Origin of the sequence: Cyanobacterium aponinum PCC 10605 (assembly GCF_000317675.1) — a bacterium.
Taxonomy (GTDB): Bacteria; Cyanobacteriota; Cyanobacteriia; order Cyanobacteriales; family Cyanobacteriaceae; genus PCC-10605.
In genome coordinates this window covers 3,360,607-3,375,444 of record NC_019776.1, presented here as the reverse complement: position 1 = coordinate 3,375,444, position 14,838 = coordinate 3,360,607, and the positions used below count along the sequence as shown (strand labels likewise).

The 14,838-nt window shown below is 35.5% G+C and carries 11 protein-coding genes and 1 pseudogene; 4 read left to right on the top strand and 8 right to left on the bottom strand.

Annotation, left to right across the window (positions count from 1 at the left end):
* Window positions 1-63: 63 nt before the first annotated feature.
* Both CYAN10605_RS14100 and CYAN10605_RS18910 read left to right on the top strand, forming a co-directional pair.
* A complete protein-coding gene (locus CYAN10605_RS14100) occupies window positions 64-1,692 on the top strand; it encodes an MFS transporter (RefSeq protein ID WP_015220623.1) in 1,629 nt (542 codons plus the stop codon).
* A gap of 164 nt (window positions 1,693-1,856) precedes the next feature.
* Window positions 1,857-2,012 carry a DUF8639 family protein gene (locus tag CYAN10605_RS18910; RefSeq protein WP_015220622.1) on the top strand — a complete coding sequence of 52 codons (156 nt, stop codon included), beginning with the start codon at window positions 1,857-1,859 and terminating at the stop codon, window positions 2,010-2,012.
* 44 nt (window positions 2,013-2,056) lie between these two features.
* On the opposite strand, the gene CYAN10605_RS14095 is transcribed toward CYAN10605_RS18910, so the two are convergent.
* From CYAN10605_RS14095 to mutS, 4 genes are all read right to left on the bottom strand, one after another.
* On the bottom strand, window positions 2,057-2,248 hold the full coding sequence (locus CYAN10605_RS14095; protein ID WP_015220621.1) for a hypothetical protein: 192 nt from the start codon (window positions 2,246-2,248) through the stop codon (window positions 2,057-2,059).
* A 50-nt stretch (window positions 2,249-2,298) separates the two neighbouring features.
* Window positions 2,299-2,823 carry a hypothetical protein gene (locus CYAN10605_RS14090; RefSeq protein WP_015220620.1) on the bottom strand — a complete coding sequence of 175 codons (525 nt, stop codon included), beginning with the start codon at window positions 2,821-2,823 and terminating at the stop codon, window positions 2,299-2,301.
* A gap of 58 nt (window positions 2,824-2,881) precedes the next feature.
* Entirely contained in the window at window positions 2,882-3,100 is a 219-nt protein-coding gene (locus tag CYAN10605_RS14085; protein WP_041922532.1) for a DUF2283 domain-containing protein, read from the bottom strand.
* A gap of 403 nt (window positions 3,101-3,503) precedes the next feature.
* Complete coding sequence (gene mutS / locus CYAN10605_RS14080; RefSeq protein ID WP_015220618.1) at window positions 3,504-6,125, bottom strand: DNA mismatch repair protein MutS; 2,622 nt, start codon at window positions 6,123-6,125, stop codon at window positions 3,504-3,506.
* Between the two features lie 504 nt (window positions 6,126-6,629).
* Here mutS and CYAN10605_RS14075 point away from each other — a divergent pair.
* A pseudogene (locus CYAN10605_RS14075) lies at window positions 6,630-7,939 on the top strand (NF041680 family putative transposase).
* 191 nt (window positions 7,940-8,130) lie between these two features.
* Here the strand turns inward: CYAN10605_RS14075 and CYAN10605_RS14070 are convergent.
* The 4 genes from CYAN10605_RS14070 to pilM form a co-directional block, all read right to left on the bottom strand.
* A complete protein-coding gene (locus CYAN10605_RS14070; protein ID WP_015220616.1) occupies window positions 8,131-10,359 on the bottom strand; it encodes a secretin GspD/PilQ domain-containing protein in 2,229 nt (742 codons plus the stop codon).
* Window positions 10,360-10,453: 94 nt separating this feature from the next.
* Entirely contained in the window at window positions 10,454-11,209 is a 756-nt protein-coding gene (locus tag CYAN10605_RS14065; protein WP_015220615.1) for a hypothetical protein, read from the bottom strand.
* A complete protein-coding gene (locus CYAN10605_RS14060) occupies window positions 11,206-12,069 on the bottom strand; it encodes a PilN domain-containing protein (RefSeq protein WP_015220614.1) in 864 nt (287 codons plus the stop codon). Before CYAN10605_RS14060 ends, CYAN10605_RS14065 begins: the two co-directional genes overlap by 4 nt.
* 2 nt (window positions 12,070-12,071) lie before the next feature.
* The gene (gene pilM, locus CYAN10605_RS14055) at window positions 12,072-13,187 is read right to left on the bottom strand and encodes a type IV pilus assembly protein PilM (RefSeq protein ID WP_015220613.1); all 1,116 of its coding nucleotides are present in this window, start codon (window positions 13,185-13,187) and stop codon (window positions 12,072-12,074) included.
* Window positions 13,188-13,475: 288 nt separating this feature from the next.
* On the opposite strand from pilM, the gene CYAN10605_RS14050 reads away from it, so the two are divergent.
* Entirely contained in the window at window positions 13,476-14,807 is a 1,332-nt protein-coding gene (locus tag CYAN10605_RS14050) for an ABC transporter substrate-binding protein (protein WP_015220612.1), read from the top strand.
* Window positions 14,808-14,838 lie beyond the last annotated feature (31 nt).

The window sequence follows — 14,838 nt, the reverse complement described above, 5'->3', positions numbered from 1 at the left end:
AACTAAATGATTATTCCTAAATTAAACTAACTAGCTATTTCATATTAGTATAAAATCAGTTTTATGACATCTCAACAAAAATTATCAGAAAAACTTTATTTAACGACAAAATTAGCTTTTGGGGCAGGAGATATGGGGCCTGCTTTAACTGCTAATATTTTGGTCTTTTTTTTACTTCCTTTTTTAACCAATGTTGCGGGGTTGAATCCTACTTTAGCAGGTAGTGTTTTATTTGTAGGAAAGGTTAGTGATGCTATAAATGATCCTATCATAGGTATGATGAGCGATCGCACTTCAACAAAATGGGGTAGAAGAATACCATGGATTATTTTTTCAGCAATACCCTTTGGTTTAATTTTTTTTCTACAGTGGATAGTACCCCATTTTAGCGATAATTCTAGTTTGAATAATACCCTTTTATTTATTTATTATTTAATTATTGGTATTGTTTTTAATATTTTTTATACGGCAGTAAATTTACCTTATCAAGCTCTCACTCCAGAGTTAACTCAAGATTATAATGAAAGAACAAGTTTAAATAGTTTTCGTTTCAGTTTTTCCATTGGTGCAAGTATTTTTTCCCTAATTTTAGCAGGAATTGTTTTTCAAATTTTTCAGGGAAGTGATCAACAAAAATATATAATTTTAGGATTAATTTGTAGCATTTTTGCGATTATTCCCTTATTCTGGTGTCCTTTAATTATTAGAGAGAGAGGTTATCAACCTTTATTAAATTCTAATCAGAAAAAAATTAGCGGTTATTTGCTCTTAATTATTTCTACAATTTTAGTCATTTATGGTATTTCAAATATTCTGGCAAAAAATAGCGAAGCAACCTTTTTTGGCTTAATTGCTCTCGCTTTAAGTCTTTTATTCGGTACGATAGCATGGAGTTTAATTACTGCTAAAACAGAATCTCATTTGGAATCAAGAATTATTACTCAAATTCAAGACGGCAATGAAAATCATAATTTAACATTCAAACAACAGCTAATAATAGTTTTTCAAAATAAGGCTTTTTTATTTGTTGTTGGTATCTATTTATGCTCATGGTTAGCCGTACAATTAACTGCTTCTATTCTCCTATTTTTTGTTGTAAATTGGATGGGGCTTTCAGAGGCTTCTTTTCCAAAAGTTGCGATCGCAGTTCAAGGAACAGCTTTAATAATGTTATTTATTTGGCAAAAAATTAGTGAAAAGTTAGATAAAAAAATTGTTTATTTTCTCGGTTCAACTATTTGGATAATGGCTCAAATTGGCTTATTTATGGTACAACCGGGACAAACTTTTTTACTTTATTTCCTAGCAATATTAGCAGGGGTTGGAGTATCTGTAGCTTACTTAATACCTTGGTCAATGATACCCGATGTTATCGATTTAGATGAACTAAAAACGGGCGAAAGAAGAGAAGGTATTTTTTATGGCTTTATGGTATTGTTACAAAAATTTGGTTTAGCTTTTGGACTATTTTTAGTGGGCATAGCTTTAGACATATCGGGATTTGTGAAAACTGTGGCAGGAGAAGCCCCTCCCATTCAACCCGAAAGTGCTTTATGGGCAATTCGCTTTGTTGTCGCCCCCTTACCCGCCATAATTTTGTTTTTGGGTATTATCTTGGCTTATTTTTATCCTATTACCAGAGAATATCACGCTAAAATACGTTTAGAATTAGACCAAAGAAAACAAAGTTGAGCCTAAATACATTTAACCCTATTTTTTTATTAATAATAAGTTATGGAAACTAACAAAAAAACGATAATTGATTTAATCAGATAAAAGATTTTTCCATCGAGTTTATGTAAGTTCTGTTGATTTGTGGCAAAATGATATTAGTGACCACTTAACAAAAGTTAACAATGAAAGATCTCGATCGAGAAAACGACAACTTAAATAATTGTTCGCAAAATCAAGATCAAAAACAAGAGGAAAAAATTTTGTGTCCTCACTGTAAACGTACAGCAACTAATGGGATTAAATGTAAAGGGATTTGTGTTGCGGATAGTGATTATTAAACTTTTTGGTAATTAAATAAGATGAATGATATCTGATTCTAACTCTATTTTTTTTTGTTTGATTTTGTGAATTTGTTTATCATAGATTTTAACACCCCTATTTCTTCTTTTTCATTAGAAATACTAACCCATTCATCATTTTCAATACTGTCTAATAATTCCCTTTCTTCTTTGTCTAAATTTATAGCCATCGCCAATTCATCAATGGAAAGATTATCGTAGTCTAAGTTATTCATAGTTTTATGCACCTAAAATTGTTTGCCTTTTCAGAGTGGGACAATATTTATCATTCTCTTAGCTGTTTTCTTAATTCTTCTAATTCGTCATCAATATTAGCTATATCAAAAATGTCTTGATTTTTGTTATTCTTTAATACCTTAGACTCTAATTTTTCTAGAGCATTTGTTGCATATTTTAAATAATTTTTTATTAATTTTATTTCTTCCTCAATATCTAATTCTTCTTTTTGGGACAAATGATCATTATCATTAATTTCTCTTTCCATTTTTTCAAAGTCAGATAATGGTAAAGTTGGTTGAAAATTAGGTAGTATAGAACGAGATTGTTTTTGTTCTGTTTTATCAATTTCTGTCGAAAGTTGACTAAGTTGAGATTCCAAACTTTTAACTTTATCGATGTATAAATTTTCTTGTAAAGAAGCCTCTTTTAATAAATCAAATCGGTTATTTTCTAGTGATAAATTTACTCTTTTTGACCACATCAATAGCTTAGATTTGGCTTCCTCTAATTCTTCCGATACTTGTTTTTTTCTACGGTTTAATATAATTATTGATTGTGTAAAATTATTCATTTTATTATAACTCCTAATTTTTTTATTTTTCAAATATGTTGATTTACATAATTGAGAATTAAGATATTTGCATCAATTTAACTTGAGAAGAATCTAAAATTGAATCCTGAATAAAATTACTAGCTTTAATAATTTCCAAGCCAATAATTTCACCATTTTGATTTAATTCTAATGTGATATTAGGGCTAATTTCGACACTTTGAAACTCATCTTCTTCCGATATAGTTAAGTGTAAAATATCTTCTTTTTCAAAATAAACCATTTTTGTTTTATTCATAGTTATTCGATAATAAATCTACCCGTTTTTAAACGAAATTTAATTTGCTGACGACTGGTTGCATGAATTGTTATGGGTTGTATATTATTATAATCATCATAAGGAATTATGACTAAAGTTTGTTCATGTTTCCCTACTACAATTAACCGATTTGTTTCTATTTCATAGTATCTTTCTGTTGAAAATCTGAAAATTTCTTCTATTTTATCTAAATTAAATCCCCTTAATTTAGCTCTATATTTAATATAATCTGATCAAATTATATGTTTCATAGTAAATGTTAATAATTTTTGTTAAACAAGGTTTATAGAGGTTAAATATTATTCAATTATTCAATCATTCAATTATTCAACCCATCAAAGATTTAGCCTTAATATGTATGCCCTAAAAGGCGAACTACAAACTATTCAAAGATGTCTAATTGATTCATTATTTCCTCTGTATTTTCCTGTTTAGAAGGGGTTAATTTTTTGATATTTTTTCTTAAGCCGATCGCAATTTTACTATGTTTTTCAATTTGACTCATTACCTGTTTTGCCCTTTTTATCACGACTGGGGGTAAACCTGCTAGTCTTCCAGCCTCGATACCATAGGATTTATCCGCCCCTCCTGCCTTGACTTCGTGTAGAAAAATAATCTCATTTTCTAGCTCTTTTACTGTTACTTGATAATTGGCTACATTTTCCAAAATAGATGCTAATTCATTTAATTCATGGTAGTGAGTGGCAAAAATCGTACGACTCTGAATTTCAATTGCTAAATATTCCGCCACTGCCCACGCAATAGACAAACCATCAAATGTTGCGGTGCCTCTTCCAATTTCATCTAATAAAACTAAGGATTTTTCTGTAGCGTGATTGAGAATATTTGCGGTTTCATTCATCTCCACCATAAAGGTTGATTGCCCTGTCGCTATGTCGTCCACTGCACCCACACGAGTAAAGATGCGATCGCAGATCGATAATTTTGCACTTTCTGCGGGGATAAAACTACCAATTTGAGCCATTAATTGAATTAAACCTACCTGACGCAAATAACAACTTTTACCACTAGCATTTGGACCAGTTAAAATAATTAAATCTGGTGCTTTTTCTGTTCCTAAAACAGTGGAATTAGGCACAAACATCCCAAAGCCTAATAATTTCTCGACTACGGGATGACGACCATTTTTAATTTTAATAATTCTATCTTCGGTAATTTCAGGACGGTTATAGTCTTGATATACAGCTAATTCAGCTAATCCGCTCAAAACATCCATAGCTGCGATCGCTTTTGCAATTTTTCTGATTTCTTCAGTTTTTTCTGCGACTAAAGAGCGTAAATTAACAAAGATTTCATATTCAAATTTAGCTAAATCATCCTTAGCATTTAAAATACGATTTTCCTTTTCTTTTAACTCAGCAGTAATGTATCTTTCTTCATTTAATAAAGTTTGTTTTCGCTGATAATTTTCAGGGGCTAAATTAGCTTTGGAACGAGGCATACTGATATAGTAACCAAAGGTTTTATTGTACCCTACTTTTAAATTACTAATGCCCGTGCGTTCCCTTTCTGTCACTTCCAGATTAGCTAACCACTCCTTATCTCCGTCAATGAGTTTGCGCATCTCGTCTAACTGCTGATTCACCCCATCCCGAATAATTCCCCCTTCCTTAACGTGTTGGGGTGGAAACTCGACAATAGAATCAATTACCTTTTTGCCCAATTCTTCCAATTCTGACGGCACATCTTGCAACGCTTGAAAATAGGGAGATTTTCCTTCTTTCGCTAACTCCCCTAATTCCCTCAATTTTAACAAAGAATCCGCTAAATTAAGTAATTCCTTCGGGTTTGCCGTACCTGCACTCACTCGCCCCGTTATCCTCTCTAAATCGTAAATACTCTTAAGAATTTCCCTAATAGCTTCCCTCAAAGGTAAATTATCCATCAATTCTGCGATCGAATCTTGTCTGGCAATAATCCCTCTTTTATTGAGTAAGGGTTGCAATAACCAACGTCTCAAAGCTCTACCCCCCATCGCCGTACAAGTTCTGTCTAAAGCCCAAAGGAGAGAGCCGTGAAAGGTGTTATCTCGCACTGTGCTAGTGATTTCGAGGTTTCGTCTGGTGGTGCTGTCTAAGACTAAATAATCGCTGACATTATAACTGCGAATCAGTTGTAATGGTACTTGATTAGCTTTTTGGGTATCCTGCACATATTCTAATAATCCCCCTGCGGCGCGAATAGCCAAAGGTAAATGCTCACAGCCTACACCCTCTAAGGATTTGAGGTTAAATTCCATCAATAATCTGGGCTTGGCTTCGTGAATATCAAAGGCTTTGTGCGATCGCAATGAATAACAAAAGCAATCAGGAAGAAAGTTAGGAAGATAGTCAGATTTTTGACCCGGACGTAGTAAACTGTTAATATCAGGAGCATTGACGGGAAAAAGAATCTCTGCTGGTTGTAAACGCAGTAATTCAGTGGCTAAAGAGCTTAAATCTTTATTTTGAGTCGTAAAAAATTCCCCTGTAGAGATGTCTGCATAGGCTAATCCCCAATGCTCTTTTGCGACTACAACCGCCGCTAGGAAGTTGTTTTGCTTGGAGGGTAACATCTCATCTTCGGTGATAGTGCCGGGGGTTAATAACTTGGTGATGGCACGTTTGACTAACCGTTTCTCTGCCGTTGCTGTTGCCGCATCTTCCACTTGATCACAGATTACCACCGCATAACCCTTTTCTACCAATTGTCTTGCGTATCTATCTAAAGCATGATGAGGTACACCAGTCATAGCGATTCTACCGACATTTTTTCCTGCATCCTTACTGGTGATGACTAATTCCAATTCTTGGGCGATGGTGACTGCATCCTGAAAAAAGCACTCGAAAAAGTCCCCGACTCTGTACAATAATAAAGCATTAGGATACTGTTCTTTTACCTCCACATAATGCTGATACATAGGAGTTAATTCTTGGGGATTGATGGGGCGATAATCTTCGTGGGGGGCGTTTCTGGTGGCTTTAGTGGAAGCGGATTCAGTCATTATTCAATCACATTTTTAGATACTGCTTTATCCTATTATTAATGAAATTCGGTGAGCTAATCAATATTCACACTTAAAAATTTCTTGAAATAAGCTATTCGGATAAGAGTAAATTTCAGGTAATAGGTTCATGATTTTCTTGTTCTAACATTTAATCAACCTCAGTTTGGTTTAAGAATATCGGAGAAGGTTAGGTGTCAGGTGGTAGGGGTTGAATATATTCAAACCTTACGGTGTTAGAGAGAAACTAATTCTTAAAGTGCTGAAGTTACTAATTACTAATTGTTTATTACCATTGCCCATTACCCTCCCCCCTCGAGAGGGGGGATAAAGGGGGGTTTGCCCTTTTCGCCATCACTCATAGATAAAAATTTATCCCGAACTCAGGTTAATTAGTCAGTTATAACCGTAGTTTAGACTAAATGTAGAGAAAAATGAGGAAGGACAAGACAAAAAAGAAAAATAGAGAGAAAATAAAATAATCACAAATTAAAATCTCTCTACATGAACAAATATAACAGACTAAAAAATTTTCGTCATGATACCTATGAAATGTTAGTCAAAAGTAAAGATGCCACATTTGAGCTAATGGACAGCATCATGACCAGAGAAAATGCTCGTAGTTTGGCACAATTTTCTTTATCGCCTTTTTTCCAGAGACAATGGTGTAGCACCTATGAAGCGGCAGAGGATAGTCGTCCCAATGGCAAAAAATTGATGAAACGATACACTCAAGAAATAGACACTTTAGAATATACGTTATTAGGCATAGATCATACCCAGTGGGAATGTAAAGATAGTCCCACGATGAAAGATAGAGGTTATCAATATTCTCATTCATCCCTAAATTCATCAGTAGTAGGACAAGGATATAGCACCATAGCATGGTTACCACCATTAAAAGAGAAAGGAAGTTGGGCATTACCTTTAAGACATGAAAGAATAACATCCTTTGAAACTCCTTTAAGTAAAGCCCGATGGCAACTCAAACAAGTGTGTCGAGAATTGCCAGAAAATAGACGGAAATTAGTGGTCTTAGATTGTGAATATGGCAATGGCAAATTTATCCAACAAACGGCAGACATTGAGATAAGTAAGTTGATTCGAGTACGTTCTAATTTATGTCTTTATAGCAAGCCAGACCCTTATAGCGGTAGAGGAAGACCGAAAAAACATGGAGCAAAGTGGAAGTTAAATCAATGTGATGATTTTCCTCAGAGTAATAAAGTATTGGAAATGGAAGATTCATCCCTAGGACTCATACGCATCAGTAAATGGACGGAACTTCATTTCTATAATGCCCCCACACAACAATTAACTTTATTCAAAATTGAAAGATTAAAGGAGAAAAAAACAGGGAGTTTACATCGCCCACTTTGGTTAATCTGGGTAGGAGAGGAATTTTTATCTTTGGAGTATATTTGGAGTCAATATAGGCGAAGGTTTGGATTAGAACACTGGTATCGTTTTGCTAAGCAGAGGTTGCATTGGACTTTGCCAAATTTTCGCACTCCTGACAGGTGTCAAAGATGGAGTAATTTAATCGTCAATATCACTTGGCAATTATGGCTCTCAAAGGATTTAGTCCAAGAACACCATTTGCCGTGGCAAAAACCACAACAGAATTTAACTCCTGGAAGGGTTGCTCTATCTATGACTTCATTATTGATAGAGATTGGAAGTCCTACCCTTTCTCCTAAAAGTCGGGGAAAATCCCATGGCTGGAACCTCAAGGGGGAAAAAGAAACAAAGCTAAAGTTTATCCCACCATTAAAAAACAGCAATCCAAAAGTAAAAAAAGGCGAAAAACCTAACTTTGAAGGAATAGTTAACTCAATTTATTTTCTCCGTAAGCTAATTTTTGTTAGCTTATTGATTGTCTTGCAATTTTTTCTTAGTCTAAACTACAGTGAGATAGGTGTCAGGTTGCAGGTTGCAGGTTCTAGGCTTTAATGAATTGCCAATTGTTAATTACTAATTACTAATTACTAATTACTAATTGAAATTAATAGGGAGTTGTAGGAATATTTAACCCTCTTTCTCGTAAGTATTTACCAGTTTCACGGGATGGAGTGTAATTATAACCAAAACCACTATAACCCTCAGAATCATCGAGAATTTGAGGAGTTAAAATAACCACAACTTCTGAACGGGCTTTATCCTTAACGGTAGAACGGAATAAACTACCTATAATTGGTAAATCCCCTAAGATGGGAACTTTGGAAACAGTGGTTCTTTCGCCATCTTGAATAATCCCCGATAAAATTAAAGTCTGTCCGTCTCGCAAACGAATCTTACCAGAAGATACAGTTCTTTCAACTAAAGGAGTAATCACGTTATCTGCACCAACTCCACTTCTGAATACTTGAGGAGTTCCGGGTGCACTAATATTGGGTTCAACTTGTAACGTAATAAAGCCATTATCATCGATTTTATCTACTACCACTGATAAAGTAAGCCCAGCAGGTTCAATAACAGGAGTAGTTGTTCTCACACCACTTAACTGATCAATGGAAGTATTGACGCTGGTAACTACGTTTTCAACTAATTTGACAGCCCCAACTTGCCCTTCTTGTACCACCAAAGTAGGATCTGTAAGAATTTTAGCATTACCCGAAGTCACATTCGCCCGAATTTGAGCCAAAAATGCTTGAGGTACATTAAAGTTTCTGCCCGGGCGTACTGTAGCAGGATTTCCGGGTTGAGTGGCATCATAATTGACTCCAAAAGGAGAAATCTGACCTGAGTTTGGCGAACCTAGAGGAATACCTTGTAAGGTTCTCGTTACTGTACGACCAACATTATTAGTTATATCTCTAACAACATCCTGAGTTAATGCACTTAATTGGGATTCACTCAAAGTTCTACCAGTTGTATTAATTAATTCTTGTTGAAGATTCCTTGTTAAAGTTTCTACTTGGTCTCTGGTGAAATTAGTGGTGTTACCAAATTGACTCAGGCTACGATTAATAGTATCCGTAAAATTACGAGAAAGAGTATCTGTTAAATTAGAAGCACTCTCCTGATCCAAAACATTTGCTAATGAACGTTCCACAGTGTCTTGTAAACTATCAGAGAGATTAGTGGAGAACTCTTCTGTAATAACTATTTCGTTATTAAATGGGTCTACAAGTTCATTATCGGCATAACCAGGTATCCCTAGACCTTGACCGCTAGTTCTCCAACTTTCAGAGTCAACATTTTGATTATTTGTACCAAAATTAATTACACCAACTCCACCGTCCTGAACAACACCTGTGTTATCAATTCCAAAGGAGAAGCTAGAGCCGAAACTATCAACTTGGTCTAATTGTATATCAACAACTTTAACATTGACGGCTACTTGGCGTCGGCGTACATCTAATTGAGTGAGAAAAGATGTTGCCGTTTGTACTAAATAGGGTTCTCCGACGAGGGTAATTGTATCGTGAATGGGATCAGCATGAACTGTTAAACCTTTTAGCACTAGATACTCACTATCTTTTTCTTCACTTTCTAAAGGCTTGACTTCAAAAGTTTGAGTAACTCGACCATCTTGCTCTTCTTCCTTTAGCTCAACAATATTTCCCTGCGCACCCTGACTATTCAAAAAACTAGCCGCTCCGATCGCGCTATACTGATTAAGCCGAATACTACGAGTAATGGTATTTTTAACGGTGGGGGGAAGTTTATTGCCCACAAAAACGGTGTTACCCTGACGATTAGCTTTTAATCCAGAAATTAATAAAACACTATTAAAAACATCTTGTATCGGTTCGTTTTCTAAATCTAAGGATACTGTCGCCCCACTTCCTTCTGTACCACTTTGGTCTGTGAAGATAATATTTAGTCCTGCAGCACGAGTTAATAGAGCCAAAACTTCTGTGGCGGGAGCATCTCGCAACACTAAGCGAGGAATTAAAGCCGATGTACCTAAGTTAACAGTTGGTATGGCATTGCGTACATTAGAAACGGACATATCCCCAACTGGGGGAGCAACTGCCCTGGGCAAAAACTGAGGTGCAGGAATCGTTGGTTGGGTTGAGTCCACTGGTTTTCCATCAATTTCTACAATGGGATTTGGGACTAATACATCTTGATTTTGAGTAGACAATTGGGCAATCCATTCAGGGGATTTTTTTATTTTTAAGGTTTTATTTAAACGAGGATTCGCAATGGCAAAAGACTGCCAAAGAAGAATAAAGGCGGTTGTGCCACTGACAACTTTAACTTGATTAAAAAGAAATTTATTCATCGGTTTATGCTCCTACACACAAATAAATTTTAAAGGATTGAAGACAAAATGATAAAAAAAAAATGATAAGAAAAATTAACCATTTCAAAGGTAATTATTGACCTTCTGTTGGTTGTTCCCCTTCAGGTGCTGGGGCTTCTGGGGCTGGTTGTAAGTCAGGAAAAACCGCTTTAAGAGTAAGAGTTGTTTTCAGAGTTGGTTCTTGAACAACCGATAGGCTATTATTTTCCAGTAGATAAATGGGCGGCTCTAAAATGCTTGTATTCAAATTTTGCACGACTAAAAGAGGTTGTAATCTTTCTAAATCCTGCAAGAAGAACTGTAATTGAGAAAAGCCCCCCTCAATGTCAAGATTATAGGTTTGCACCTGTAAATTGTTCGCCGCTAGAGTGCCAAAAGAATCATCTGCTACTTTTTCTTTATCTCCAGTGGGTACATAGCTATTCATTTTGATATTGCTCAAGTTGGCAAAATTATTAACGTCTAGCAGTAGGGTTTCTAAGTTTTGAGTTTGAGCAAACAATTGCAATACATCCCCTTTTAAATCTTTTGCTTCTTCCAATTCTCCTTGTTTTCTGGCAAGAATTTGCTCTAGTTCATTAGAACTTAGTTGGTTTAATTGTTCCTGTTTTTCCTGCTTTTGTTTATTTAATTCTGACAATTCCCCCAACACTGGCATTACTTGAGAAAAAAATAAATAACCAGCAATCAAAAATCCTCCAACGCCGATAGCTATACCCGAAATTTTCGGGGTAAAAGTAATACCAAAAGCACTGGGATAGTCGGCTTCCGCACCAAAACCCTCGTCTTGGGGATCAAATTCGTCAGAGGTAGTAAAAGATGTTGTCATTGTTGAGCTTCTCCTTCTTGTTCTTCTGATTGTTCTTGGGTTTCTTCTGCAATGGCTTCTAGTTGTAACACTCCCTTTCTTTGTAAGTTACTGAGCCTTGAAACTAAGCCGATCGCACCTCGTCTATTCAATAAATTTAATAGTTGTTCTGAGGATAAATCACTAATTTCTGAGGTGATAGTATAAAGAATTACTTGAGGTAACTCCAATTGAATCCCTGTATTAGCTCCCCCCGGAGTAGGAGTTGTTCCTGCCCCTCCATTTTCCCCTTGTGTTTGAGAATTTAACTGAGCGCGATCGAAAATAACTGTGCTAGGATTATCAGTCAAACTGCTAGTAGTCAGTCTGGTATTTTCTCCATTGAGAAAAGGAGAATTTTTTAAAGTTAATAGAAAATCATTAACATCATCATAAGATTGAGCATAACCATTGATGGTTAAGGTTTTTGTATCATTTTGAGTAATAGAATTAATCTGAACACTCGGAGGGGTAACATAAGCTATTTCTGCTAACATCGCAGACCAAGGCTTAATATTATTGAAAACACTAGCCAGGATACCTGTTTCTCGGTTCACATTGTCAATTTCTGTTTGAATTTGCTGTACTTGTTGATTTTGACCCTGTAACCGTTGAATTTCTGCATCTAGTTCCGCAATAGTTTTATTTGTACTTGATTTCTGTCCATTGAGAAGAACTAAAGCACCCCCCACCGCCGCAATAAAAGCGACTCCAACCCCTGTGCCAATGAAAATAGGAACTCTCTCACTTAAAGGAGTCGTGGGTTTTTTTTGAAAGGCTGTAGTGCCTCCTGTAGAATCTAGCTTTCTATCCTTTAAAAAATTAATATCAATGTTGTACATAACTAGCTCATCCTCATTCCTAAACCAAGAACAGTTCCCAATCCAGCCCTTTGCATCGGGGATAAATCCTCTTTCAAACTCAGAGATAAAGCTGAAATTGGGTCAACCTGCATCGTTGGTAAACTTAATTTTTTGGTAAAAAACTCATCAATTTGCGCCAAACCCGCCCCTGGACCAGATAAAAGCATCTGCACTACTTCCACATCTCCACTCTGATTGAGATAGAAATTGATAGAACGACGCAACTCATCCACTAATTCACCTAAAACCCTTAATAAAGAATCCATGCCGGGGTTTATCCAAGTTTGACTGCTAGTGGTACTAGCGCTGGTAGTTTGTTCTGGATTATTGGGAATAGTGATTTCCTGCAATAGTTCTGTGTTTTTGGAAGTGGGCAAATTCATTGCTTGAGCCAAGGCTGTTTGCATTTGATATGTGCCAATGGGGATTGTGCGGGTAAATTGGGGTACACCTTCACAGATAATGGCAATTTCGGTAGTATCAAACTCAATATCCACTAAAACCACCGCCTCACTAGAAGAAAATTGTTTGAGTTGTTCTTTTATAGTTCTAATTAAAGCAAAACTATTGATTTCCAGAACACTTACTTTCAATCCTGCCTGTTGAAATGTTTCTAGGTATAAGTCAGTTACTTCTCTTCTGGTAGCAACTAACAAAACTTGTACTTTTTCGATGCCATCCTCATCCACAAAGTAGCCTAATTTTTGATAGTCTATATCCACTTCTTCTCTAGGATAAGGTAGATATAAGGCTGCTTCATGGTTAAGCACCATGTCTCTTAATTCCTGATCATTTAATTCTGCAGGAATTGGTATAATACGCATAACCGCATCTTTCATGGGTACGGCAGTAGCAATTTGCTTTGGTTTAACCTTTGCCTCCTTTAAAAGTTGGTCAATCAACTCAGCCAATGCCGGAGAATCAACTATTTGTCCTTCCTCAAATATTTCTTCTGGCACTTCTAAAGAATAGTACTTGAGTAATTTGTATTGTTGACCTTTTTTACTAATTTGAGCAAGGGTGACTTTATCGGGACCGATTTCAATACCGACACCGTTGGTTTTCCCCCCCATGAAGTTGTCTAAAAAACTTAACATTGTTTAGCTCCTTTTCCTCCGTATTTATACGGATTAAATATAAAGGTTTGATAAAGTTAATCTTATCTTATCCAATTTGATGGATAACAATAAAAGTTTTGATATAAACAAACAAAGTATAATCGAATATTATTTATCTAAGATCAATATTAAAAGTTAATTAACAAAATACCAACGGTAAATATGGGGATTTTCTTAATCTCTGTTTGTATGGTGATATTGTGAGTAAAGGTATATATATTTAGTCATTGTGTTTTTATTAATTGATTGTTAATTTTTTTTAAAAGTATGTTTTTGAGTTTATTTGGCTCTCGTTTACAATCTCTTTTTGTTTATTTATCTTGGTTTATTGCTGGATTATTGTTAACTTTTCTCGTCAGTTGTACTACTTCGGTGTCCAATCCATCAGAAAGTATTGAATTTTGGACAATGCAATTACAACCTCAATTTACTAGCTATTTTCAGGAATTAAATAGTAGTTTTGAGCAGGAGAATCCTCCTAGTAAGGTAGAGTGGATAGATGTACCATGGAATGCTATGGAAAGTAAGATTTTGACGGCGGTGTCAGCAAAAACCGCTCCAGATGTAGTTAATTTGAATCCTGATTTTGCTTCTCAGTTAGCTAGTCGTAATGCTTGGTTAAATTTAGACACGCAAATTCCTTCAGAAGTGAAAGATAAATACTTAGGGAAAATTTGGGATGGAAATAGTATCAATTTATGTAGTGCAGAAAATCAGTGCGAAAAAATAATTTTTGGCATTCCTTGGTATTTAACTACCACGATTACGGTTTATAATGAGGATTTGTTAAATCAAGCAGGAGTAAGTCAACCCCCTCAAACTTTTGCAGATTTGGCAGTTGTTGCTCAACAGGTAAAGGAGAAAACAGGAAAATATGCTTTCTTTGTGCCTTTTGTTGCCAATGATTCTAACGAGGTTTTACAGTCTTTTGTGCAAATGGGTGTGAGTTTGTTGGATGAAAACGGAAAAGCAACTTTTAACACTCCCGAAGGTTTAAAGGTGTTTCAGTATTGGGTAGATTTATATCAGAGAGATTTATTACCTCCTGAAATTTTAACTCAAGGACATCGTCATGCCATCGAACTTTATCAAGCTGGGGAATTAGCTTTATTAGGCACAGGGGCAGAATTTCTGAAAACTATCGCTACTAATGCGCCAACTATCTACGAAAAATCTAATGTTACTTCTCAGATTACGGGAGATACGGGAAAGAAAAATGTGGCGGTGATGAATTTAGTAATTCCCAAGGATACGGATAAATCTGAGGAAGCCTTAAAATATGCTTTGTTTGTCACTAATGGTGAGAATCAGCTAAAGTTTACTCAACAGGCTAATGTTTTACCTTCCCATAAAGATGCGATCGCATCTTACATTAGTAGTTTAGAAAAAGAGAATAGTAACGATATTCTTATACAAGGTAGAAAAATAAGTGCTCAACAATTAGAAGAAGCAGAGGTATTAATTCCCCCAGTGAAAAATATCGGTCAATTGAAGAAAATTATTTATGATAATATTCAACAGGCAATGTTAGGAGAAAAAACTGTTGAACAAGCCATTAACGATGCCGCTAACCAGTGGGATAATTCAACGAGGAGTTAATTATTTAAAGGGCAAGGGGCAAAATTTGAGT

Bases quoted from the DNA above. Each gene is read 5' to 3' on its own strand.
- CYAN10605_RS14100 (WP_015220623.1), top strand. From the start codon at position 64: ATGACATCTCAACAAAAATTATCAGAAAAACTTTATTTAACGACAAAA.
- CYAN10605_RS18910 (WP_015220622.1), top strand. From the start codon at position 1,857: ATGAAAGATCTCGATCGAGAAAACGACAACTTAAATAATTGTTCGCAA.
- CYAN10605_RS14095 (WP_015220621.1), bottom strand. From the start codon at position 2,248: ATGAATAACTTAGACTACGATAATCTTTCCATTGATGAATTGGCGATG.
- CYAN10605_RS14090 (WP_015220620.1), bottom strand. From the start codon at position 2,823: ATGAATAATTTTACACAATCAATAATTATATTAAACCGTAGAAAAAAA.
- CYAN10605_RS14085 (WP_041922532.1), bottom strand. From the start codon at position 3,100: ATGAATAAAACAAAAATGGTTTATTTTGAAAAAGAAGATATTTTACAC.
- mutS (WP_015220618.1), bottom strand. From the start codon at position 6,125: ATGACTGAATCCGCTTCCACTAAAGCCACCAGAAACGCCCCCCACGAA.
- CYAN10605_RS14070 (WP_015220616.1), bottom strand. From the start codon at position 10,359: ATGAATAAATTTCTTTTTAATCAAGTTAAAGTTGTCAGTGGCACAACC.
- CYAN10605_RS14065 (WP_015220615.1), bottom strand. From the start codon at position 11,209: ATGACAACATCTTTTACTACCTCTGACGAATTTGATCCCCAAGACGAG.
- CYAN10605_RS14060 (WP_015220614.1), bottom strand. From the start codon at position 12,069: ATGTACAACATTGATATTAATTTTTTAAAGGATAGAAAGCTAGATTCT.
- pilM (WP_015220613.1), bottom strand. From the start codon at position 13,187: ATGTTAAGTTTTTTAGACAACTTCATGGGGGGGAAAACCAACGGTGTC.
- CYAN10605_RS14050 (WP_015220612.1), top strand. From the start codon at position 13,476: ATGTTTTTGAGTTTATTTGGCTCTCGTTTACAATCTCTTTTTGTTTAT.